The sequence below is a fragment of the Alkalimonas collagenimarina genome (assembly GCF_030717845.1).
Classification (GTDB): domain Bacteria; phylum Pseudomonadota; class Gammaproteobacteria; order Enterobacterales; family Alteromonadaceae; genus Alkalimonas; species Alkalimonas collagenimarina.
The window spans coordinates 1-21,550 of record NZ_JAUZVZ010000030.1; the positions used below are offsets into that span (position 1 = coordinate 1).

The 21,550-nt window shown below is 48.7% G+C and carries 24 protein-coding genes and 1 pseudogene; 18 read left to right on the forward strand and 7 right to left on the reverse strand.

Going from position 1 to position 21,550, the window contains the following annotated elements; translation table 11 throughout:
* Positions 1-39 precede the first annotated feature (39 nt).
* The 4 genes from Q3O60_RS15945 to Q3O60_RS15960 all read right to left on the reverse strand — a co-directional run bounded on the left by Q3O60_RS15945 (position 40) and on the right by Q3O60_RS15960 (position 1,982).
* On the reverse strand, positions 40-936 hold the full coding sequence (locus Q3O60_RS15945) for a phosphoribulokinase (protein ID WP_305894929.1): 897 nt from the start codon (positions 934-936) through the stop codon (positions 40-42).
* A 73-nt stretch (positions 937-1,009) separates the two neighbouring features.
* On the reverse strand, positions 1,010-1,357 hold the full coding sequence (locus Q3O60_RS15950) for a potassium channel family protein (RefSeq protein WP_305894930.1): 348 nt from the start codon (positions 1,355-1,357) through the stop codon (positions 1,010-1,012).
* Positions 1,342-1,791 carry an ion transporter gene (locus tag Q3O60_RS15955; protein WP_305894931.1) on the reverse strand — a complete coding sequence of 150 codons (450 nt, stop codon included), beginning with the start codon at positions 1,789-1,791 and terminating at the stop codon, positions 1,342-1,344. Before Q3O60_RS15955 ends, Q3O60_RS15950 begins: the two co-directional genes overlap by 16 nt.
* Positions 1,749-1,982, reverse strand: coding sequence for a hypothetical protein (locus tag Q3O60_RS15960; RefSeq protein WP_305894932.1), 234 nt, complete (start codon positions 1,980-1,982; stop codon positions 1,749-1,751). The genes Q3O60_RS15955 and Q3O60_RS15960 overlap by 43 nt, the downstream gene beginning before the upstream one ends.
* 33 nt (positions 1,983-2,015) lie before the next feature.
* Between Q3O60_RS15960 and Q3O60_RS15965 the strand changes: the two genes are divergently transcribed.
* Positions 2,016-2,411, forward strand: coding sequence for an MAPEG family protein (locus tag Q3O60_RS15965; protein WP_305894933.1), 396 nt, complete (start codon positions 2,016-2,018; stop codon positions 2,409-2,411).
* 13 nt (positions 2,412-2,424) lie between these two features.
* Here the strand turns inward: Q3O60_RS15965 and Q3O60_RS15970 are convergent, their stop codons facing one another.
* The 3 genes from Q3O60_RS15970 to Q3O60_RS15980 all read right to left on the reverse strand — a co-directional run bounded on the left by Q3O60_RS15970 (position 2,425) and on the right by Q3O60_RS15980 (position 6,513).
* Positions 2,425-4,215, reverse strand: a complete 1,791-nt coding sequence (locus tag Q3O60_RS15970; RefSeq protein WP_305894934.1) for an ExeM/NucH family extracellular endonuclease — start codon at positions 4,213-4,215, stop codon at positions 2,425-2,427.
* Between the two features lie 168 nt (positions 4,216-4,383).
* Positions 4,384-5,673, reverse strand: coding sequence for a phosphoribosylamine--glycine ligase (gene purD, locus Q3O60_RS15975; protein ID WP_305894935.1), 1,290 nt, complete (start codon positions 5,671-5,673; stop codon positions 4,384-4,386).
* A gap of 15 nt (positions 5,674-5,688) precedes the next feature.
* Positions 5,689-6,513 carry a class I SAM-dependent methyltransferase gene (locus Q3O60_RS15980; protein ID WP_305894936.1) on the reverse strand — a complete coding sequence of 275 codons (825 nt, stop codon included), beginning with the start codon at positions 6,511-6,513 and terminating at the stop codon, positions 5,689-5,691.
* A 291-nt stretch (positions 6,514-6,804) separates the two neighbouring features.
* Between Q3O60_RS15980 and trmJ the strand changes: the two genes are divergently transcribed.
* The 17 genes and pseudogenes from trmJ (at position 6,805) to Q3O60_RS16065 (ending at position 21,550) form a co-directional block, all read left to right on the forward strand.
* Positions 6,805-7,551 (forward strand): tRNA (cytosine(32)/uridine(32)-2'-O)-methyltransferase TrmJ, encoded by a 747-nt coding sequence (gene trmJ, locus Q3O60_RS15985; protein ID WP_305894937.1) that lies wholly within the window; start codon positions 6,805-6,807, stop codon positions 7,549-7,551.
* Positions 7,551-8,360 carry a serine O-acetyltransferase gene (gene cysE, locus Q3O60_RS15990; RefSeq protein ID WP_305894938.1) on the forward strand — a complete coding sequence of 270 codons (810 nt, stop codon included), beginning with the start codon at positions 7,551-7,553 and terminating at the stop codon, positions 8,358-8,360. Before trmJ ends, cysE begins: the two co-directional genes overlap by 1 nt.
* A 114-nt stretch (positions 8,361-8,474) precedes the next feature.
* Positions 8,475-8,951, forward strand: coding sequence for a Fe-S cluster assembly transcriptional regulator IscR (gene iscR, locus Q3O60_RS15995; protein WP_305894939.1), 477 nt, complete (start codon positions 8,475-8,477; stop codon positions 8,949-8,951).
* A 21-nt stretch (positions 8,952-8,972) separates the two neighbouring features.
* Entirely contained in the window at positions 8,973-10,187 is a 1,215-nt protein-coding gene (locus Q3O60_RS16000; RefSeq protein WP_305894940.1) for an IscS subfamily cysteine desulfurase, read from the forward strand.
* 32 nt (positions 10,188-10,219) lie between these two features.
* Positions 10,220-10,609 carry a Fe-S cluster assembly scaffold IscU gene (gene iscU / locus Q3O60_RS16005; RefSeq protein WP_305894941.1) on the forward strand — a complete coding sequence of 130 codons (390 nt, stop codon included), beginning with the start codon at positions 10,220-10,222 and terminating at the stop codon, positions 10,607-10,609.
* 2 nt (positions 10,610-10,611) lie between these two features.
* Positions 10,612-10,935, forward strand: coding sequence for an iron-sulfur cluster assembly protein IscA (gene iscA, locus Q3O60_RS16010; RefSeq protein ID WP_305894942.1), 324 nt, complete (start codon positions 10,612-10,614; stop codon positions 10,933-10,935).
* A gap of 12 nt (positions 10,936-10,947) precedes the next feature.
* Entirely contained in the window at positions 10,948-11,475 is a 528-nt protein-coding gene (gene hscB / locus Q3O60_RS16015; RefSeq protein ID WP_305894943.1) for a co-chaperone HscB, read from the forward strand.
* A 5-nt stretch (positions 11,476-11,480) separates the two neighbouring features.
* Positions 11,481-13,340, forward strand: a complete 1,860-nt coding sequence (gene hscA / locus Q3O60_RS16020) for a Fe-S protein assembly chaperone HscA (protein WP_305894944.1) — start codon at positions 11,481-11,483, stop codon at positions 13,338-13,340.
* Positions 13,341-13,342: 2 nt separating this feature from the next.
* Positions 13,343-13,681 (forward strand): ISC system 2Fe-2S type ferredoxin, encoded by a 339-nt coding sequence (gene fdx / locus Q3O60_RS16025; RefSeq protein ID WP_305894945.1) that lies wholly within the window; start codon positions 13,343-13,345, stop codon positions 13,679-13,681.
* Positions 13,682-13,859: 178 nt separating this feature from the next.
* Entirely contained in the window at positions 13,860-14,981 is a 1,122-nt protein-coding gene (locus Q3O60_RS16030; protein ID WP_305894946.1) for a porin, read from the forward strand.
* Between the two features lie 10 nt (positions 14,982-14,991).
* Positions 14,992-15,414: a type 2 periplasmic-binding domain-containing protein gene (locus Q3O60_RS16035; RefSeq protein ID WP_305894947.1), complete on the forward strand. Its 423-nt coding sequence runs from the start codon at positions 14,992-14,994 to the stop codon at positions 15,412-15,414.
* Positions 15,415-15,443: 29 nt separating this feature from the next.
* A pseudogene (locus Q3O60_RS16040) lies at positions 15,444-16,539 on the forward strand (porin).
* Between the two features lie 16 nt (positions 16,540-16,555).
* Positions 16,556-16,969 (forward strand): type 2 periplasmic-binding domain-containing protein, encoded by a 414-nt coding sequence (locus Q3O60_RS16045; protein WP_305894948.1) that lies wholly within the window; start codon positions 16,556-16,558, stop codon positions 16,967-16,969.
* 182 nt (positions 16,970-17,151) lie between these two features.
* Positions 17,152-17,583 (forward strand): nucleoside-diphosphate kinase, encoded by a 432-nt coding sequence (ndk, locus tag Q3O60_RS16050; RefSeq protein WP_305894949.1) that lies wholly within the window; start codon positions 17,152-17,154, stop codon positions 17,581-17,583.
* Between the two features lie 97 nt (positions 17,584-17,680).
* The gene (rlmN, locus tag Q3O60_RS16055) at positions 17,681-18,808 is read left to right on the forward strand and encodes a dual-specificity RNA methyltransferase RlmN (RefSeq protein WP_305894950.1); all 1,128 of its coding nucleotides are present in this window, start codon (positions 17,681-17,683) and stop codon (positions 18,806-18,808) included.
* Positions 18,809-18,831: 23 nt separating this feature from the next.
* Positions 18,832-20,646 (forward strand): type IV pilus biogenesis/stability protein PilW, encoded by a 1,815-nt coding sequence (gene pilW, locus Q3O60_RS16060; RefSeq protein ID WP_305894951.1) that lies wholly within the window; start codon positions 18,832-18,834, stop codon positions 20,644-20,646.
* The gene (locus Q3O60_RS16065) at positions 20,636-21,550 is read left to right on the forward strand and encodes a RodZ domain-containing protein (RefSeq protein ID WP_305894952.1); all 915 of its coding nucleotides are present in this window, start codon (positions 20,636-20,638) and stop codon (positions 21,548-21,550) included. Before pilW ends, Q3O60_RS16065 begins: the two co-directional genes overlap by 11 nt.

Genomic DNA, 21,550 nt, shown 5'->3' on the forward strand with positions numbered 1-21,550 from the left:
GCTGAGCGGTTTTTTTGTTATTGCTGATGCTGACCGAACTTAACGCCCCAGCCAATCCAACTGACCTCGGGCGCTGGCGCGTTTTTTCATCAGGTTTTCGATGAGTGGCGTTAAAATTAGCTCCATCGCCAGGCCCATCTTGCCGCCAGGCACCACCAGTGTATTGACCCGCGACATAAAGGAGCCGTGGATCATTTTTAGGTAATAGGGGAAGTCGACATGCTTAATGCCGCGAAAACGCACCACCACAAAGCTTTCATCCAGTGATGGGATATCTTTGGCACTGAATGGGTTGGAGGTATCCACCGTGGGTACCCGCTGGAAGTTAATGTGGGTGCGTGAGAATTGGGGCGTGATAAAGTTGATGTAATCATCCATGCTGCGGACAATGCTGGTCATCACCGCTTCGCGGCTGTGTCCCCGGTCATGGGTATCGCGGATAATTTTCTGGATCCATTCCAGGTTGACAATGGGCACCATGCCAATCAATAAATCCACATGCTGAGCCACATTGTGCTGCTCGGTAACCACACCACCATGCAAACCTTCATAAAATAACAGATCAGTATTGGCTCGGAGTTCTTGCCAGGGAGTAAAAGTACCAGGTAATTGATTGTAGGGAACTGCTTCTTCAAAAGTATGAAGGTACTTGCGGTACTTACCACCGCCACTACTGCTGTAACTGGCAAAAAAGTCTTCCAAGGCACCAAAGTCGTTGGCTTCGGGGCCAAAGTAACTGATGTGCTTGCCTTGCTCATGCGCTTTGCGTACCGCTAAGTCCATTTCAGGCCTACTGTAGCGATGAAAACAATCCCCTTCTATAAAAGCGGCATCGACCCCTAAAGTACGGAATATATGTTGAAACGCATTGCTAGTGGTGCTGGTACCGGCACCAGATGAGCCAGTAATCGCAATAATAGGGTTCTTGTGAGCCACAACATCATCCATCGCAAGTGATATAAGACACTTACCTTATCGGACCCGGAGCAGACAGGCAAGGTTCAGTGCATTAGTTCTTGTCATTAAGGTGGGTGGCTTGATAGCGTTTCTCCATCAGTTCACGCAGAATGGCCGCTTCGGTATGGCTGATCCCCAGTTCAGCTCGCAGGCGTTGTAACATGGGCTCAGTTTCGGCTGCAAAGCGACCGTCTTGAAACGCTTTATCCAAAGCCAACTGGTAGAACTGGCGTCGACGTGATAACTGTTCAGAAAAGCCGGACGCCAATATGCCAGCAGGTAGCGCTACCATGCCAATGCCAACGATGGTAATTAAGCCCCCAAACAACTTGCCTAAGTCGGTGACCGGAGTAACATCGCCATAGCCTACGGTGGTTAATGTGACTAGCGACCACCACATAGCTTATAGCCTACGGTGGTTAATGTGACTAGCGACCACCACATAGCTTGAGGTATGGAGCTGAAATGTTCGGGTTGTATGTCTCTTTCCAGGGTGTACATGGCACAGGCAGCCACCAGCATAATGATAAACAGCACAGAAAAAGCAGCAAACAATGAATAACGCTCTTCTTTAAATACATTCATCAGCAATTGCATGGCTCGTGAATAGCGGGTGAGCTTGAAGACTCGCAATAACCGGAACACACGCAGATAGCGCAAGTCGGCTTGAATGAAGAAGCCAAGGTAAAATGGCAAGATGGCCAGTAAGTCAATGATAGCCAGTGGTGAACGTATATAGCGCCAGCGCTTTTGCCAGTGGCTGCCTGCTTGCTGCTGATACAGTGGGGTATCTACGACACTCCAGATCCGGGTACCATATTCCAGCGTAAACACAGTAATTGAAAAAATTTCGAAGTAAAAAAGTGACGGTGATAGACGTGATCGATCGTCTCAATGGATTGCAGGATCAGGGCAATAATATTCAGCCCAATCAACAGGATTAAGGCCAAATCAACCCAGAGATAGCGTTTATTGTGCTCGGAAGACGGCTCTAACCATTGCGCTACTATATGTCGCTGCATCATTATCAACCCTCAACTTAGAAAAAGGAGATCCGCATGACCACCTTGCTACTCACATTATTTATATGCATGTTGCTGCCTTATCTGGCAAAGGCACCTTTAGTGGTTGCGATGCATCGTCAACCCGGAGGTTACGATAACCATAATCCCCGCGAGCAGCAAGCCGGATTGCAAGGTTTTGGCCAGCGAGCTAATGCGGCTCACTACAATAGCTTTGAAGCTTTAGTCATCTATGCCTGTGCTGTCCTGGCAGTGGCCATTAGCGGTACCATTGATGGTTTTACGGAAGCGTTAGCTTGGTTGTTTGTGCTGTCCCGGTTAGGTTATTTGCTGTGTTACTGGTTTGATTTGGCCAGCTTACGTTCCATTATTTGGGTCGTGGGAATGGCTTCTGCTTTGACCATGGTAGGCCGGGCTATTTTTGGAAGTTAGCCCGGCAGTTCAGTTAAGGTTGTAAGCTAAATGTAAGGATAACTGGGTCATGATCGGATGAACGGTATGGGTGTGGTGCGAATAGTTGCTCTTGCATACCCTCACTTTTATAGCCAAAGCTATATTCCAACAATACCGGCTCGTCTGCATTGATAGGCCAGTGCTTCACATCCATCGGCAGGGCGGCCAAAGCCGGGCTGGCAAGTGCATGATCGAGCGAGCCACTTTTACCTCGAAAAACGAAGGAGTAGGACGGTTGGTCATCGTGGGCCGAGAGATAATGCCAGCCTTGCTGCTCGAGCCAGCGCACCGGGTCTTCCATTCGATATGCATTTAAATCGCCCATCAGAATTTGATAGGGAGTGTCGATACCGGTCGGGTGCTGCTGCAGCCATTGATGCAGTGCCTTCGTCGCTTCAACCCGTGCTGCGTTCCAGCATGATTGACCATCTCCTTGATCGCGCATTTCGCTATACAATGGGTGATCGCTGCGTGGGCAGCCGCCTTTGGCTTTAAAGTGATTCACACTGATGGTGATATCTTTGCCAGACTGCAAATCATGAAAGGTCTGGGCGACTGGAGGACGGTGCAAGCGAGTGAATGGTGCAGCGGTTTGTGTTGCCGCTTGCCCACTTTCACTCACCGCATCCGGCCGGTAAATGAGGCCAACTTTGATAGCATCTCCACCCGGTGTTTCAGCGGTTGTTACCATACGATAAGGACGCTCGGTCTGTTGATTAAGCGCCGTGACCAGAGTGGCGATAGCACTGCCTTCATCATAGCCATTATTTTCCAGCTCAATTAAACCGACAATATCCGCATCCATCGCCAGAATCGCGCTGGTCAGCTTGGCTGTTTGTCTGCGAAGCTCTTCTTCGTGTTGCGCACCACGACGGGTGGGGAACGGTTCGGGCTGATCGGCCCCGGTAAAGAAATTCAGCACATTAAAACTGGCCACTCTGAGCTCACCGGCTTGCTTCGCGACGATGGCAGCTGGCCGGGGGTTTGTTACTTGAAAATCAGGCTGACTGGTTGGTACAAGGCGATAGCCGCGTTGGTCTTGAAATAATACGCCCTCCACGCCCGTTACGATATCGCCAAGGCGCAAACCTTGTTCCGCGCTCAAACCTGCTGGGGGATATAAAAGAGGATCCGGGTTTTGCTGCCATAAACCATCATCGAGCACCAGCATCCGGCGCTCCTGCAGTGCTGCATGGGCTCTAGCCGCTTCGCCGGGCTCAACAATTTGAGTCGGTGTCCAAAGCCGCTTATCAGCTAGAGTCAGTTCGCCATAACGGCCTAGTTGATAAGTACTGTTGATCACCAGAGGCTGCTCGAAACGAAGCCACATGCCTTCTAACGCTTCCCAGCTTAGGTGTTCTGCTAATGGAAGTTGCACGATGACGGGTTCAGGCTCTACTTGATCGCACACCCGAAAAGCACTGACATCAACCAGACTGGTGAGCTGCTCAATGTCTTCAACGGTACCACGGATCCGGATGACGTGACCAGGTTGCAGCAGCTCAAGCTCTGGGCTTGCAGCTACAAACAGCGCTTGTGATGATGCACTGACAGCACCCGCATCTGTGCTTTGCAGCATCCACCCTGCTTGCGGAGAGTCTGGATACACCTTAGCCGTAATCACACCATGCGTGATGACCGCCTGTCCATAAAGCGGGCTTTGCTCGCCAGCTCCCTGAATCGTTGCGATTGGGGTGAACTCACTATTACAGTGCAACTCAGGACGGCTGCAACCGATCAGGCCCAGCAGTAGCAGGCCAAGCAAAACTTTAGACACAGTCATTGGTTCGTTTCTCTATTGAGCAGATAGGCTCGTGCTTATATTAATTCTCAGTCAGTGTTTATCTTATCACAGCCAGATGACGCTTTGATGCATCCTCCTTGCTAACATAAATGTGCTGACATAAAAAAACCGACACGAAGTGTCGGCTTTAACAGACTGAACCTTGATTTAGCGCTGGTTCTCTCGATTCACCGCTCGATAGCCGATGTCTTTGCGATAAAACATATCCTGCCAGTTGATGGTATCGACTAGCTGATAGGCTGCTTGTTGCGCTGCAGTCACATTTTCACCTAAGGCTGTGGCACAAAGCACTCGGCCACCACTGGTCAGTACCTGACCGTCTTGCAGTGTGGTTCCAGCGTGGAACACTTTGGCTCTGGTTGAGTCAGCGGTATCGAGGCCACTAATCGCATGCCCCTTGTCATAGCTATCCGGGTAGCCACCTGCTGCCAACACAACGCCTAGTGCTGCTTCCGAGGTAAAGCTGATCTCACTTTGAGCCAGTTTGCCTTGCACTGCAGCCAGACACAGAGCCACTAGATCGGATTCCAAGCGCATCATGATAGGTTGCGTTTCCGGGTCGCCAAAACGGCAATTAAACTCCAATACCTTGGCAGTACCGTCTGGAGCAATCATTAATCCAGCATACAAAAAACCGGTAAATACATTGCCTTCGGCGGCCATGCCCTGAACGGTTGGATTGATCACTTCATTCATCACCCAATCGTGCACGGCAGGCGTTACTACTGGCGCTGGTGAATAGGCACCCATACCACCGGTATTCGGGCCTTGATCACCTTCATCACGAGCTTTGTGATCTTGTGATGAAGCGAAAGGCAAGGCATAGCTACCATCGACCATGACGATAAAAGAAGCTTCTTCACCGACTAAAAACTCTTCAATGACGACCCGACTGCCGGCATCGCCAAACTTATTGCCTGCCAGCATATCATCGATGGCTGCGAAAGCTTCAGCTTCGGTTTGGGCGATAATGACTCCCTTACCTGCGGCTAAGCCATCTGCTTTAATGACAATGGGCGTACCTAGTTGCTGCACATAATCCTTTGCCGGGTTAATGTCGGTGAAGGTTTGGTAGGCCGCCGTTGGGATCTGATGTCGTGCCAGAAAGTCCTTGGCAAAGGCTTTCGAGCTTTCCAGTTGAGCGGCTGCTTGCGACGGGCCAAAAATAGCCAACTTATCGGCACGAAAGGCATCAACGATGCCTTTTGCCAATGGTGCTTCAGGACCGACAATGGTCAGAGCAATAGCGTGCTCTATGGCAAAGGCTTTTAAAGCCTCGACATCATCTGCTGCAATCGCAATGTTTTCCAGTTGAGGCTCTAAAGCTGTGCCTGCATTGCCCGGTGCTACAAAGACTTTGGTGACCAAAGGAGATTGTGCGGCTTTCCAAGCCAGAGCATGTTCGCGGCCACCGCCGCCGACTACCAGTACATTCATTAGGATTTCCGATATTTACTGTTGAGGTTTACGAAATTTAAGCGTCATACGATCGCTCTCACCAATGGCCAAATAGCGATCTCTGTCTTGTTCTCCCAGCCGTAGACTTGGAGGCAGCGTCCAGACACCACGTGGGTAATCTGCCGAGTCTTGAGGGTTGCTATTAATCTCACTGGTGGCGACTAACTCGAAGCCCACACGTTCTGCCAGTTCAATAGCCAGACTTTGTGGGAAGTAACCACTCGCTTGCCAGTCAGTTTGCAGCCGATCTTCTGGCAAGCGATGCTCGACGACACCGAGTACACCACCAGGCTTTAACGCGGTATAAAAATGATGAAAGGCAGTGAGCATGGCTGCTTCTTGTCCTTGATTGTACCAATTGTGCAGGTTCCGAAATGTCAGCACGACATCTGCACTATTGGCTGGAGCAATTTCAACACCGTCAGCGGCTGCAAACTCTGTTAGTTTAACGTTGCTGTATATCTCGTCAGCCGCCATTTTTGCTTTGAAAGCCTGCAAGGTTCGTTGGGCATAGTCAGAGCTGCTGGAGGCAGGAAAGTGAGCGGCGTATAATTGGCCATCTTCGCGCAGCAGTGGAGCTAAAATCTCGGTATACCAACCAGCACCAGGAGAAATTTCGACCACATGGCTGGATGGAGTGACGCCAAAAAAGCTGAGTGTTTCGACAGGATTACGGTAGCGATCTCGAGTTTTATTAACGTCGCTACGGCTTGGGTGATCAACTGCGGCTTGAATCGCACTCTCTGCAGCAGAAGCCGGAATGCTTAGTAATAACGTAGAAAGCACCACAGGTACAATACGTTTAAGGTTAAGAGTCATAGGGGTATCCTTTTAAGTCAGTTTGTTAGTATGGACACTAAAACACCCGGTGCGCATCTGCAAAAATAAAACAGAGCACCACTCACACCGTTGAAGCTAGGCGATAGTGTATCAAAGCCAACAACAAAAAGCAGCGATTAACATCAGCAGAGCTTGCTGTTAAAATAGATGGCCAGACGTCTTATGGTTCTGCTGCTCCCGTGGGTGAATAAATTTGTCCTGGGAGCGTTAGAGAGTGTCACAGCCCTTACCGGCTATGGTAGAATGCTCGTCCTTCACTATGGGTGACTTATGTTAGAGCGTATTAAAATCGTATTGGTTGGCACGTCGCATAGCGGCAATATTGGCTCCGTTGCGCGAGCGATGAAAACCATGGGGCTTAGCCGTCTCTGCCTTGTTCAACCTAAAACTGAACTGGATGGCCACGCTTATGCGTTAGCGGCGGGCGCCAGCAAGCTCTTAAGCTCGGCAGAACATTTTGACAGCTTAGCTCCTGCTGTCGCAGACTGCGGCCTCGTAGTCGGCGCCAGTGCCCGCTCACGTACTTTGTCCTGGCCTATGCTGGAACCCAGAGCCTGTGGTGAGCTTGCCATATCCGAAGCGCCTCAGCATGAAGTAGCTTTGGTGTTTGGCCGTGAAAATAACGGTTTAACCAATGAAGAGCTGCAGTTGTGCAATTACCATGTCTGTATACCTGCCAACCCGGACTACAGTTCTTTGAATTTGGCCATGGCAGTACAAATTGTTGCTTATGAGACCCGGGTTGCCTACCTTGCCGGGCAGCAATCGATCCCTGAGGCGGTTGATTCCCGGTATCCAAGCTCTGCACAAATGGAAAACTTTTATCAGCATCTGGAGCAGACGTTAGATGAAACTGGCTTTATTGTGCGGCAGCATCCGGGCTTAGTGATGACCAAGTTAAAACGCATGTTTAACCGGGCCAGACCGGAAGAAGCAGAATACAATATTTTGCGCGGTATCCTGACTTCAATCCAAAAGCGTATTAAAGCCGTACTGCCGGAGCAGGGACAGCGCTGATGTTTGCTGGCATAAAAGAAGATATCAAAAGTGTATTTGAACGCGATCCCGCGGCGCGAACAACCTTTGAAGTGCTTACTAACTATCCCGGGCTACATGCTATCTGGTGGCACCGCATGAATCACCGACTATGGTGTGCCAACTGGAAGTGGTTGGCTCGATTTTTAAGTACCATAGCGCGCTGGCTTACTGGCGTCGAAATTCATCCGGGAGCTACCATCGGACGCCGTTTTTTTATTGATCATGGCATGGGTGTAGTGATTGGTGAAACCGCATTGATTGGTGATGATTGTACTTTGTACCATGGTGTCACTTTGGGAGGAACCAGCTGGAACGCAGGCAAGCGTCATCCAACGTTGGAAAACGGCGTTGTGATTGGGGCTGGTGCTAAAGTACTTGGTCCCTTAACGATAGGTAAGAACGCCCGTATTGGTTCCAATGCCGTGGTCGTTAAAGATGTTCCCATGGGGGCTACCGTAGTGGGTATTCCTGGCCGCGTTGTGGCTCAAAGTGGTGCTGAGCTGGATGATGAGCGGTTACAGTTAGCACAAAAGTATGGTTTTAATGCCTATGCTGTCTCGGCAGATAACCCCGATCCGGTTGCCAATGCGATTGGTCGTATGTTGGATCATATTCATGTACTGGATAAGCGGGTAGGGGAGCTATGCCACAGCATTAATGAGCTAGGTGGCAATGTGTGTGAAGACATGCCGAGCGTAGATGTTGATGATGATGATTTTAAAAAAGCAGAACTACGTGCTGCCAAACAGCGTAAACATGATTTAGAAGCTTTTGATCCTGAGATTTGACATCCTGAATACCTGACTAAATTACTAGGCTTTAATACTTGACTAAAACAGTCAGGAATGTACAATAACAGGCATGAATCACAGGCGCGATGGCGATGCCATCTGGAGCATGACATGAGATTGACATCGAAAGGACGCTACGCAGTGACTGCGATGTTAGACGTAGCTCTGCATCATCAAAGTGGCCCGGTATCCCTGGCTGATATTTCAGAGCGTCAAGGAATTTCCTTGTCGTATTTAGAGCAACTTTTTGCTCGCTTGCGTAAGCAAGGCCTGGTCAGCAGCGTACGTGGACCAGGCGGTGGCTATCAGTTGGGGCGAACCTCAGCGGACATTGCTATTGCTGAAGTGATTAGTGCTGTGGACGAGTCCATTGATGCAACGCGTTGTCAGGGCAAATCAGATTGCCAGGGAGGCGTTCGTTGTTTAACGCATAGCTTATGGAGTGATTTAAGCCATCGCATTGAAGATTTCTTAGCGGGCATTACTCTGGATGAACTGGTCCAGCAAAGTGACGTACAAGTGGTTGCTAAACGTCAGGAAAAAACACCCCGTACCCTGAATGATATTGAAGTGAGTTGCCAGCTGTAGGCAGCCTAAGTGGAGCCAAAAATGAAGTTACCTATTTATTTAGATTATGCGGCGACAACTCCGGTTGATCAGCGTGTGGCAGAAAAAATGATGGAATTTATGACGATGGATGGCCAATACGGCAATCCGGCGTCTCGTTCTCACCGCTTTGGCTGGCAAGCTGAAGAGGCGGTCGAACTGGCCCGTAGTCAGGTTGCTGAACTGGTGAATGCGGACCCGCGTGAAATTGTCTGGACATCGGGTGCCACCGAGTCAAATAACTTAGCGATCAAAGGTATAGCTGGTTTTTATCACAAAAAAGGCAAGCATTTAATTACCTTAAAAACCGAACACAAAGCGGTGCTGGATACCATGCGTGCTCTGGAGCGGGAAGGCTACGAAGTCACCTACCTGGATGTTACGCCAGACGGTTTGGTGGATATGGCAGCACTTAAAGCAGCCATTCGCCCAGATACTATTTTGATCAGCATTATGTTTGTCAACAATGAGATCGGTGTGGTGCAGGATATTCCAGCCATCGGTGAACTGTGCCGTGAAAAAGGCATTGTTTTTCATGTCGATGCGGCTCAAGCAGCTGGTAAAGTGGATATCGACTTGCAGCAACTCAAAGTCGATTTGATGTCGTTTTCTGCGCATAAAATTTATGGCCCTAAAGGGGTTGGCGCTCTGTATGTACGTCGTAAACCGCGTATTCGTTTAGAAGCGCAAACACACGGTGGCGGCCATGAGCGTGGTATGCGTTCAGGCACATTAGCAACCCATCAAATTGTGGGTATGGGCGAAGCTTTTCGGATTGCCAAAGAAGAAATGGCTGAAGAACGTCAGCGCTTTGCAACCTTGCGTCAGCGTTTGTGGGATGGCGTCAAAGATATTGAACAAGTGTTTTTAAATGGTGATGCGGCGCAGCGTGTGCCTGGCATTACCAACATCAGCTTTAACTATGTTGAAGGTGAGTCGTTGATCATGGCCCTTAAAGATATTGCGGTGTCATCGGGTTCAGCCTGTACATCAGCCAGTCTGGAGCCTTCTTATGTCCTCAGAGCCTTAGGCATGAGTGATGAGTTGGCACATAGCTCGATCCGCTTCAGCATTGGTCGTTACACCACTGAAGCCGACATCGACCACACCATCAAGATTGTCAATGACGCCATCGCGCGCCTTCGTGACATGTCGCCACTGTGGGATATGTACAAAGAGGGTATCGATTTAAATTCAGTTGCGTGGGTTGCTCACTAACGCTCACTTAACTGACTCAGGAGGTAACAGGTATGGCTTACAGCAGCAAAGTAATTGATCATTATGAAAACCCCCGCAATGTGGGTGCTTTTGAAAAAGATGATCCAACCATCGCCACTGGCATGGTCGGCGCACCCGCCTGTGGTGATGTAATGCGTTTACAGTTGAAAGTAAACGAGCAAGGCATCATCGAAGATGCGCGTTTTAAAACCTACGGTTGTGGCAGTGCCATTGCCTCCAGCTCTCTGGTGACCGAATGGGTCAAAGGCAAAACGCTGGCGCAGGCTCAGGAAATTAAGAACACGGATATTGCACAAGAGCTGGCTTTGCCGCCGGTGAAAATCCACTGTTCTATTTTAGCTGAGGATGCCATTAAAGCAGCAATCGCCGATTACCAGCAGAAGCATGGTGGTCAGGAGTAAGCATGGCGATTTCAATGACGACAGCTGCGGCGGAGCGTGTTCGCCATTTTTTGGATAATCGTGGTAAAGGTTTGGGACTTCGGGTTGGGGTAAAAACAACCGGTTGTTCTGGCCTTGCTTATGTACTCGAGTTCGTGGACGATCTGAATCAGGATGATGAAGTTTTTGAAGATCAGGGGGTTAAGTTGATCGTCGATGGCAAGAGTTTGATCTACATTGATGGTACAGAGCTTGATTTTACCCGCGAAGGTCTGAATGAAGGTTTTAAATTCAATAACCCGAATGTGAATGGCGAATGTGGTTGTGGTGAAAGCTTCACTGTCTAGGAGCTGGTCACAATGAATTACTTTGAACTACTGGGCGTGCCAGAGCATATGGAGCTGGATTTAACCGTGCTCAGTCGCCATTATCTTGAACTGCAACGCCGGTTTCACCCCGATCAATTTGGCAATGCGAGCGAGCGTGATCGCCGCCAATCGGTGCAGCAGGCCGCGATGATCAACGATGCCTTCCAAACGCTGAAACATCCTATGTCTCGGGCAGAGTATCTGCTTGAGCAACGTGGGGTTGAGCTCAAGCATGAGCAGCAAAGCTTTCAGGACACGCACTTTCTTATGCAGCAAATGGAGTTGCGTGAACAATTGGCTGAGATTGCCGCTGCCCCGGAGCAAACTGAGGCATTGCAGCAGCAACTGGAACAGGAACTCTCACAGCAGCAGCAACACCTTCGCAGTGAATTGTCCGCCGCTATTGCAAAGCAGACCGCGGAAGCGGACGCTCTGGCTGCTGCCACACTTCGCAAACTCAAATTCTTTGATAAACTCCAGCAAGAACTCGAGTTTATTGAGCAGCAACGACAAGACTAATATTCATGGCATTACTACAAATTGCAGAACCGGGGCAAAGCTCAGCTCCGCATCAACATAAATTAGCCGCAGGCATTGATCTTGGGACCACCAATTCACTGGTGGCTTCGGTGCGCAGTGGTGAAGCACAGATCTTAACCCGGGATGATGGCCCCGTGATGGTTCCTTCAGCCGTTCGTTATGGTCAGGAGCAATTGGTTGAAGTGGGGCAGAAAGCGTTGGATGCGGCGGTATTTGATGCCGAGAATACCATTTTGTCTGTGAAGCGCTTTATGGGACGAGGCTATCAGGAAATATCCCAACAGGCCGAAGCTTTACCCTATAAGCTGGTCGATCAATCAGGCTTACTGGCTATTGGTACCCGGCAAGGGGTGAAAAATCCAGTAGAGGTTTCCGCCGAAATCTTAAAGCAATTGCATGTCACGGCTGAGCAGGCGCTTGGTGGTGAGTTAACCGGTGTCGTGATTACCGTACCGGCTTATTTCGATGATGCGCAACGTCAGGCGACAAAAGATGCTGCTCGTCTGGCTGGTTTAAACGTTCTTCGACTGTTGAACGAACCGACAGCAGCGGCCTTGGCCTACGGCTTAGACTCCAAGCAGGAAGGTGTGATAGCCGTTTATGATTTAGGTGGCGGCACCTTTGATATTTCTATTTTACGATTGCAAAAAGGCGTCTTTGAGGTGTTGGCAACCGGTGGAAACTCGGCCTTGGGTGGTGATGATCTCGATCAGACCATCGTCGGTTGGTTGTTACAACAAACTGGTGAAACCGAGCAATCATCGCAAGGACTGCGTGAATACAAATTATTAGCACGTCGTTTAAAAGAAAAATTAACCGAGCACGATCATGTTGATTTTGTCTTGCCGCTACAAGAGGGTGAGCACCGTGGGCAATTGGACCGCGCGACCTTTGAGCAATTAATCCAACCTTTGGTGCGCAAAACCCTGACGGCTTGCAAAGCCACTGTGCGCGATGCTGGTTTAACGGTTGATGACATTCTTGAAATTGTAATGGTGGGCGGTTCCACTCGGGTGCCCAGAGTACGTCAAGCGGTGGCTGAGCTGTTTGGTAAAGAGCCACTGACATCGATTAACCCAGATCAGGTGGTGGCCCTTGGCGCGGCTATTCAAGCCAACGTATTGGTAGGCAACAAAAGTGAGCAAGATACCTTATTGCTGGATGTGATTCCTCTGTCACTTGGTCTGGAAACTATGGGGGGGCTGGTTGAAAAAATCATTCCCCGTAATACCGTGATCCCGGTAGCGAAAGCGCAGGAGTTTACCACCTTTAAAGATGGTCAGACGGCGATGGCGATTCATGTATTGCAAGGTGAGCGCGAACTGGTAGCAGATAACCGTTCGTTGGCCCGTTTTGAATTGCATGATATCCCGCCAATGCCCGCTGGTGGTGCTCATATCCGGGTTACTTTTCAGGTGGATGCTGATGGTTTATTGCATGTCACTGCTCAGGAAAAAAGCAGTGGTGTTAGCGCCAGTATTGAAGTGAAACCGTCTTATGGTTTAACCGACGAGCAGATCATGACCATGATCACTGGCTCGATGGCGCATGCAAAAGAAGACATGCATGCCCGTATGCTGCAAGAGCAGCGTGTAGAGGCTGAACGGGTGCTTGAAGCTGTCGATGCCGCCTTGGCTGCCGATGGCCACTTGTTACAGGACGAAGAAAGAAGCGCCATTGATGCATCATTATTACGGCTGCGAGCGAGTAAAGACAGTGCGGATGTAGAGCAAATTAAAGCGGCGATTGAGGCCGTCAATATCAGTACCGATCAGTTTGCCGCCTTGCGGATGGATCACTCAATACGAACCGCCCTGAAAGGGCATAAGGTGAATGAGGTTTAGTCATGCCAAAGATTATATTTTTACCCCATGCTGAGTTATGCCCGGAAGGTGCTCAGTTGGAAGCTGAACAAGGTGATACCATTCTGGATGTAGCACTAAAAAATGGTATTTCTATCGAGCATGCCTGTGAAAAATCTTGTGCCTGTACCACCTGCCATGTCGTGGTTCGTGAAGGCTTCTTTAGCCTGAATGAAAGCGATGAATTGGAAGAGGATATGCTCGACAAAGCCTGGGGTTTAGAGCCTGAATCACGCTTGGGATGCCAGGCTAGAATCGCCACCGATGATCTGGTGGTTGAGATCCCTAAGTACACACTTAATATGGTCAGCGAAAACCACTAGTGTACCCAGCCACTTCTGATGCTACATCTTCTCTTTAGCATCGACTAATTTACCGATAACAGAGCCAGATAAGGGCTAGAGAGTTGTTTTCTCTGGTTCTTACTGGCTTTTTTGCATCTGTGAACTAGGCTAAAAAAAGTTCCCCAATTCTTGCATTATTTTTTCTGGAGAGAAGTTGATGAAAAAATCTATCCTTGCGATGAGTTTGTTCACGGCACTATACAGCGGTGCGACTATGGCAAATCTTCACATTAATGGCTTTGCTTCTATCAAGGGCGGGATGAGCACCGGCAGCGATAAATCACTGTATGGCTATACCGATGAATTGGATTTTAAAAACGAAAGTCTATTTGCCATTCAGGTCCGGTCCGACTTAGGTGATCGATTGTCGGTGACAGCTCAGGTCATGGGGCGGGGCAGCAATGATTTTGATGCTCGTTTTGAATGGGCATTTGTCTCCTATGATTTAACTGACAACATGACAGTAAATGCAGGGCGACTACGTACCCCATTTTATATCTACTCTGAGTTTATGGATGTGGGTTATGCCTATGAGTGGAGCCGGGTGCCTCGCAGCGTCTATGGCCTTGGGTTTGATAACATTGAAGGGGTGTCATTGTATCGCACCGATCAACTAGGCTCCTTCGATTCAACCTTGCAAATACTCTATGGCGCTTTTGATGGTGAAGCGGGCTTTGGCTCGACTCAGTTGCAAAATTTGGCGGGGGTGAGCTGGGAGCTGGGGCAAGATTGGTATCGTTTTCGGGCCGCTTATTTTTCAGCCAAAGTGACCATTGATACAGTAGCCCTTAACCCATTATTCGATGGTTTGACGGTATCCGGGCTCGGTGACTTAGCGCGTGAGATGGATTTTGATGATGATAAAGGAACCTTCTTTGGCTTGGGTTTAACAGTGGACCGAAACGATATTATTGCTGTGGTTGAATACAATAAGGTGGATGTCTCTGGCTCACTTTTTGCCAAACGGACCAATTACTTTGCTTCCGTTGGCTATCGTATCAATGAATTCACGCCATTTGTTTCATATGAACGAGAAGACTGGGATGCAAAAAGTGATATTTATCAGCCATTTTTACCCGTGCTACCGTCGCCTGGTTTGAGGGAGCTTGTGGTTGGAGCTGTTGAAGGGCAGGCAGCGGATACCAATACCTTAAACCTGGGCCTACGTTATGATTTTCATCCCTCTGCGGCTTTCAAGGCTCAATACAGTTCGCAAAAAAACAAGCTTTCTGATCAACGCAATGATGCGTTGGTTGTTGGTATTGATCTAGTGTTCTAAGGGGAACTCTATGAAAAAAATGCTGTTAGGTGCATGCATGCTGGGAGCTTGCCTGAGTTGGCCGTTGCACGCTGAAACGGTGGTTATTGTAGTTCACCCTTCAAATACCGCTGACATTAGCACAGATGAGTTGTCGCGATTATACCTTGGGCGGACTCGAACCTTTTCCAATGGTGAGTCTGCAGTACCGATTAATCTGGCTGAAAATCAACCCATGCGTACTGTGTTTGATGAAAAAGCCCTCAGCCGAAGCTCGGCGCAACTGAAAGCATATTGGTCAAAACTAGTTTTTACTGGTAAAGGGTCACCACCGCAGGAAGCCGATACAGTGGACGAAATGGTCAAACTCGTGGCCACGAACCCTAGCATTATTGGTTATGTGCCTGAATCAGCGGCAGATGACCGGGTCCGTATTGCTTTACGTCTTGAGTAGATGCTAATGGAGCGTTTTATGAAAAAACAATGATTGCAACTGCCGCCACTTTGTTGGCCCTGAGCTCTACGGCCTCCGCCAATGTTGATGTCTCGGGGTATGCCTCGGTGATCGGTGGTCGTGTGCTCAGTGGCTCAGGGGTTGAAGCCTTTGATTTACCGCCCACCTATTTAGCCAATTATCCGTTGGTTGGCGTGTACGAAAAGGACTGGACGTTTAAACCAGATACCAAGTTTGGTTTGCAATTCCGTGCTAACTTACTGGATGGCTTGTCGGCTACCGCTCAGGTGGTTGCTCGTGGTGCGGATGACTTTGACGCCAGTTTTGAGTGGGCCTATTTATCTTATGAGTTGAATGATCACTGGACTTTACAAGCGGGTAAAAAGCGATTACCGCTGTATTACTACTCCGATTTTTTTGATGTCGGTTACGCCTTTTTTTGATGTCGGTTACGCCTATCTGTGGATCCGTCCACCGGCCGATAATTATACCTGGCAGATTTTTAATTATACCGGCGTTAACGCTCAGTTTAACTATTTTGTCGGGGACTGGGATATCAGCGGTAATATTTATACCGGACGAGAAGATGATAGCGAAAATAAGTTGCTATCACAGTTCTTTGGCTCCAACCCTATTCGGGAAATCTGGAAAGATATTGTCGGCGGGGTGATTAACTTCAATAAAGATTGGTTGGATATTCGTTTGACCTACATGACTTACATCAATGAGCGTTATCGTACGGTTGATGGGGTGGTTGAGCGGGTAACCTGGGGCGGTGCAGACACGCGGCGAGGAAAATTTGCGGGCATCTCCGTCAATATGGACTTCGGTGATTGGTTATTATTATCAGAATTAAATCGGTTGGATTTAGCGGGAAGCAACTTTGATACCTACATGGTCTCAGCCGGCTATCGTATCCAATCCTACACACCTTATATTTCCTATGCTCATTTTGATAGTGAAAATGAAAAGCACAACACGACCAGCTTAGGGGTTCGTTGGGATTTTCATTCCAATGCGGCATTCAAGCTACAACTTGATGACGTGAAGGATAAAGGTTTACCAGGATGGGAAGTGGCTGGCGATAGTAAATCTCTTACCTTTGGTGTTGATTTAGTTTTTTAAATGAGGGGGTAGACCCATGACGATATTGAAAATAGTGCTGAGTAGTCTGTTGTTGTTATCTTGTTCAGTCTTTGCTGAGATTGCCATAATAGTCCACCCAGCCAACAATGCCAGTGTCGATCAGTCCGAATTGAATCGATTATTTCTAGGTCGGGGCAATAGCTTTAGCGATGGCAATCGAGCTACGCCGATGAACCTTGCCGAAGGGTTACCTGCCCGGGATAGCTTTGATAGCAAGGTATTGAACCGTTCATCAGCGCAGTTAAAGGCCTATTGGTCGAGGCTGGTTTTTACGGGTAAGGGAACGCCTCCTCCGGAGCATGCGACGTCAGCCGCCATGAAGGCAGCGGTAGCAGCTGACCCCTCAGCGATAGGCTATGTGGCTAGTTCTGATGTCGATGATAGTGTGAAGGTCGTAGCCACATTCTAGATAAAGCCTGTTTTACAAAAGCTTTCCTATGGGAAAGCTTTTTTGTAGGCAAGCCAAAATAATGAACCAAACTTAGTTTGTAGCGAAATAAAGTTTTTTGGCCGGATCATAGGTTTTTTCTTCAGGATCACGTATAATTTCGCGCCTTTAAAATTTAACCTATTCATTCAAGGAGTCCTTTCATGGCCTTAGAACGTACCTTTTCAATTGTTAAGCCTGATGCAGTGGCTAAAAATCTGGTTGGCGCTATCTATCAACGGTTTGAAGCAGCTGGCCTACGCCTTGTTGCAGCAAAAATGCTACACTTAAGTCAGGAACAAGCAGAAGGGTTCTACGCTGAACATAAAGAGCGTCCGTTTTTCAATGCATTGGTTTCTTTCATGACGTCTGGCCCTGTGATGGTTCAGGTATTAGAAGGCGAAGATGCTGTTCGTAAAAATCGCGAAATCATGGGTGCTACTAATCCAAAAGAAGCGTTAGCTGGCACTTTACGTGCTGATTACGCCGATAGCATTGATGAGAATGCGGTTCATGGCTCCGATGCTGTTGAATCAGCGGCTCGTGAAATTGCGTACTTCTTCACCGATGCAGAGCTTTGCCCACGTACTCGTTAATTGCGAGTGTCGGTAAGTAATCAAGGGGGCTCAGCCCCCTTGATGCGTCTTACTGGTTGGGTCCATGGCTCCTTATTGTTAGACAGGAATAGATCACATGACAACATCTGCCGAAAAAATTAATTTGCTCAACTTTACCCGGCCGCAAATGAAAGCGTTCTTTGCGGAAATGGGCGAGAAACCTTTTCGTGCTGATCAGGTGATGAAGTGGATCTATCATTACTGTGTTGATGATTTTGATCAGATGACCAACATCAACAAAGTCCTGCGAGAAAAACTGAAAGAGCGCTGTGAAATCCGTGCCCCAGAAGTGGCTACTCGACAAGATAGTCTGGATGGCACCATTAAGTTTGTGATGCGGTTAGATGGTGGGCAAGAGGTTGAAACGGTCTGGATCCCTGAAAAAGACCGTCGTACGCTATGTGTCTCATCACAAGTAGGTTGCGCCCTCGACTGCTCCTTTTGCTCTACGGCCCAGCAAGGTTTTAACCGTAACCTTACGGTGGCTGAAATTATTGGACAAGTGTGGCGGGTATCGAAAATTATTGGCAGCTTTGGTGATACAGGCGAGAAGCCAGTCACCAATGTGGTGATGATGGGCATGGGAGAGCCTTTGCTTAATGTGAACAATGTGATTCCATCGATGGAGCTGATGATGGAAGATTATGGCTTTGGTTTGTCCAAACGTCGTGTCACCTTAAGTACCTCAGGGGTTGTGCCTGCACTGGATGCGATGTTGGGGAAAATTGATGTGGCGCTGGCCATTTCACTGCACGCCCCTAACAATGAGCTGCGCAGTCAACTGGTGCCTGTGAATAAAAAGTATCCGATGGAAGATTTTCTGGCATCATCACGTCGCTATGTCGAATGGTCGAAAGCCAACGATAAAGTGACGGTCGAATATGTGATGCTGGAAGGCATTAACGATAGCATGGAACAAGCGCACGAGTTGGCTCATGCCCTTCGTGATACGCCCGCTAAAATCAACCTGATCCCATTCAATCCATACCCTGGTTCGCCTTACTTGCGTTCAAGCAACTCACGCATCGATCGTTTCAATAAAGTCTTGCAGCAACATGGTTTTACCGTCATGGTACGTAAGACCAGAGGCGATGATATTGATGCAGCTTGTGGCCAACTGGTTGGGGATGTGGTGGATCGCACCAAACGATTATTAAAAAAACAAATGAAAGGTCAGCCGATTTCAGTCAGAATGACCTCGTAAGGGTAGTTACTAAGGCAAAAGTTATGCAAAAACTGTCGGTTAGCATCGTTGTGATGAGTGCATTTGTGTTGTCAGGCTGCGTGTCTGAAAGCACTTATGTCGGATCAGACCGACCGGTGCAACAGCGACAGGTCGATAACACTGAAGCTGCACGAACACGAATGTCACTCGGACTTAATTATTTACAGCGTGGCGAGAATGCTCAGGCTATCTACAACCTTGAACGTGCCAGAGTGATGGCTCCTCAACTGCCTGAAGTTTATAATGCCTTGGCCTATTACTACCAGAGTGTTGGTGAAAATGAACAGGCGGAGTCTGCTTACAAGCAATCACTGGCCCGTGATGCAGACAATGCTGATACCTACAACAATTATGGCGCCTTTTTGTGCCAGATTGATAAGTATGAAGAGGCCGAACGGCTGTTGCTGAATGCCATTCGCAGGCCGGGTTATATGCGAGTCTCTGAAAGTTATGAAAACCTGGCTTTGTGCATGTTGCAGCAGAATAGCTTTGGCCGGGCCCATCAGTACCTTGAAGCCTCAGTTGTACATAGTAGTAATCGCATCAGTAGTTTACTGAATTTAGCCGCGCTGGAATATGCCATGGGCAATAATCAGGCGGCACGGCAGCATTTGACCCGGATTCAGCGGTTGGGCCATGTATCGGCCAATACGTCATTACTTAGTTATCTTATAGCAGATAAAGAGCTGAACGAAGAGGCCATGAAAGCGTCTCGAGAACTCTTATTGCAAGTGTATCCTGACAGTGAGCCAGCTCAACTCATGCTGCAACACAAGTTGGATCAGACCGAATACGAGCAATTACGTGAGCGTTACAAGCAATACTTGATATCGCAAATTGATTTGCCGGCAGAATCTGAGCCGGCGCAAAGCAACACCTCTTCTTCACAGCCGCAAATTCGTATTGTTCGAAAAACGTCGTCGGCAGATCCTCAAACAGCTACTCGATCTGAGTCTTTGGCCCGGCCATCGCAGCCAAGTGTTGCGACTGCCGCAGAAGCTACGACGGCGCCAGTCAGGCCTGAACCGGCTCATGAAGCGACTGATATTGCAGCGTCACTGGCGATGTTCAGTCCCGTTCAGACGGCCCCTCGTCAACCTTCAGTCAGTTCAACGTCGGGTAACACACCATCGGACCAGCATTTGACAGCTGAAACTAAGACCACAGAAGCTCCTAAGCCGCAGTACAGCTCATCAGAACAACCATCTCGCAGCGCGGAGCAACTGGATGCAGCTCGTTCTGAAGAATCTTTCAGCGAACAAGCTGCCCTCGTTGAACTTCAAACGGATGCTGTGGTCCATGACAGCAGCCCACAAACGGACCGATATGACAGCGAGACCGAATCGATGCATTTAGCCGATGTGGAGTCGACTGAAGCTGAACTGCCAACTGCGATGGATGCTGAAGCAGTATCCAGAACAGAGTTCTCTGAGGTTGTATCACAACGTCAGTCAGTACCTCAGCATATCGTGCAACAAGGGGAGTCATTGTTTTCTATTTCAGTCCAATACAACATCAGGTTGGAGCGACTGCAACAATGGAACAATTTAACACCCGAAGCCGTTATTCGTAGTGGTCAGCGCCTCTGGTTGGCTGAAGCGCCGGCGGAGTTGCTGAATGAGCCGGAAATTGCGGCTATAGAACGACCCGATTTTCATGTAGTAGCGCGTGGGGATACATTGTTTAGTATTTCCATGCTGTATAATGTGCGCTTGTCCCGATTGTTGTATTGGAACAACCTGACTGACCAAAGTCGGGTTTATGTTGGGCAACAAATTTATCTGAGTGATCCGGCTACCATAAACCATGACGACTGAACCGACAACTGATGTAACTTCTGCTGAGCCTACTCCGGGGCAATTGCTACGTGCTGCCCGTGAAAAAAAGCAATGGTCCCAGAAAGAGGCTGCCAATCAGCTTAATTTAGGCTTATCTTTGATTCAGAGCATGGAGTCTGATCAGTATGATGCCAAGTTGTTGCCTACCTTTATTCGTGGTTATCTGCGTTGTTATGCCCGGCTGCTGAAGATTTCAGAGCATGAAGTACTAAAAGCTTATGAGCAACTGCACGGCGCTAAGGCTGTAGAACCTCGGGCGATGTATAGCTTTTCCAATAGAACAGAAAAAGAAGCCACCGAAAATCGTTTTATGCTGTTAACTTATCTGGTGATTGCTGTGTTGGTGGGGATGTTGTTGGTTTGGTGGTGGCAAACGCACTGGCTAACTGACAATAGTACTGAAGCTACGACTGAACAGGCGGTGCAGGCTGATACTGCCCGAGCCAGTATGGAACCTGAGTCCGGTAATGCAGAGGCTCCATTACCCGAAGTGGAGCAAGCAGCTGAATTCATCAGCAGCGAGCCGGTTGACGTGCCACAGCCTAGTACTCCAGAGTGGGTGGCCAGTGGCGTAGAGAGTCCTCTATCGTCTGTAGTGAGTGCAATGGCTCCGCAAAATGCAGAACTAGTGAGTGGTGCCAGTAGCTTACGTATGCGGTTTAAAGATGACTGCTGGATTGATGTGATTGATGCAGAAGGCTCCCGCGTAGCATTTGGTACCAAAAAAGCAGGTTATCAGTTACAGGTACAGGGGATAGCCCCATTTACCGTAACCTTAGGTAATCCGACAGTGGTTGAGATTGACTTAAATGACCATGCGGTCGACTTATCCGGCTTTAACACCAGTCGGGTGGCTAAATTTTCCGTTCCCTTACAAGATTAA

Bases quoted from the DNA above. Each gene is read 5' to 3' on its own strand.
- hscA (WP_305894944.1), top strand. From the start codon at position 11,481: ATGGCATTACTACAAATTGCAGAACCGGGGCAAAGCTCAGCTCCGCAT.
- purD (WP_305894935.1), bottom strand. From the start codon at position 5,673: ATGAATGTACTGGTAGTCGGCGGCGGTGGCCGCGAACATGCTCTGGCT.
- Q3O60_RS15950 (WP_305894930.1), bottom strand. From the start codon at position 1,357: ATGTGGTGGTCGCTAGTCACATTAACCACCGTAGGCTATGGCGATGTT.
- Q3O60_RS15970 (WP_305894934.1), bottom strand. From the start codon at position 4,215: ATGACTGTGTCTAAAGTTTTGCTTGGCCTGCTACTGCTGGGCCTGATC.
- Q3O60_RS15980 (WP_305894936.1), bottom strand. From the start codon at position 6,513: ATGACTCTTAACCTTAAACGTATTGTACCTGTGGTGCTTTCTACGTTA.
- Q3O60_RS16065 (WP_305894952.1), top strand. From the start codon at position 20,636: ATGACGACTGAACCGACAACTGATGTAACTTCTGCTGAGCCTACTCCG.
- trmJ (WP_305894937.1), top strand. From the start codon at position 6,805: ATGTTAGAGCGTATTAAAATCGTATTGGTTGGCACGTCGCATAGCGGC.
- Q3O60_RS16035 (WP_305894947.1), top strand. From the start codon at position 14,992: ATGAAAAAAATGCTGTTAGGTGCATGCATGCTGGGAGCTTGCCTGAGT.
- rlmN (WP_305894950.1), top strand. From the start codon at position 17,681: ATGACAACATCTGCCGAAAAAATTAATTTGCTCAACTTTACCCGGCCG.
- Q3O60_RS16030 (WP_305894946.1), top strand. From the start codon at position 13,860: ATGAAAAAATCTATCCTTGCGATGAGTTTGTTCACGGCACTATACAGC.
- Q3O60_RS16000 (WP_305894940.1), top strand. From the start codon at position 8,973: ATGAAGTTACCTATTTATTTAGATTATGCGGCGACAACTCCGGTTGAT.
- Q3O60_RS15965 (WP_305894933.1), top strand. From the start codon at position 2,016: ATGACCACCTTGCTACTCACATTATTTATATGCATGTTGCTGCCTTAT.
- Q3O60_RS16045 (WP_305894948.1), top strand. From the start codon at position 16,556: ATGACGATATTGAAAATAGTGCTGAGTAGTCTGTTGTTGTTATCTTGT.
- iscA (WP_305894942.1), top strand. From the start codon at position 10,612: ATGGCGATTTCAATGACGACAGCTGCGGCGGAGCGTGTTCGCCATTTT.
- Q3O60_RS15960 (WP_305894932.1), bottom strand. From the start codon at position 1,982: ATGATGCAGCGACATATAGTAGCGCAATGGTTAGAGCCGTCTTCCGAG.
- hscB (WP_305894943.1), top strand. From the start codon at position 10,948: ATGAATTACTTTGAACTACTGGGCGTGCCAGAGCATATGGAGCTGGAT.
- cysE (WP_305894938.1), top strand. From the start codon at position 7,551: ATGTTTGCTGGCATAAAAGAAGATATCAAAAGTGTATTTGAACGCGAT.
- ndk (WP_305894949.1), top strand. From the start codon at position 17,152: ATGGCCTTAGAACGTACCTTTTCAATTGTTAAGCCTGATGCAGTGGCT.
- iscU (WP_305894941.1), top strand. From the start codon at position 10,220: ATGGCTTACAGCAGCAAAGTAATTGATCATTATGAAAACCCCCGCAAT.
- fdx (WP_305894945.1), top strand. From the start codon at position 13,343: ATGCCAAAGATTATATTTTTACCCCATGCTGAGTTATGCCCGGAAGGT.
- iscR (WP_305894939.1), top strand. From the start codon at position 8,475: ATGAGATTGACATCGAAAGGACGCTACGCAGTGACTGCGATGTTAGAC.
- pilW (WP_305894951.1), top strand. From the start codon at position 18,832: ATGCAAAAACTGTCGGTTAGCATCGTTGTGATGAGTGCATTTGTGTTG.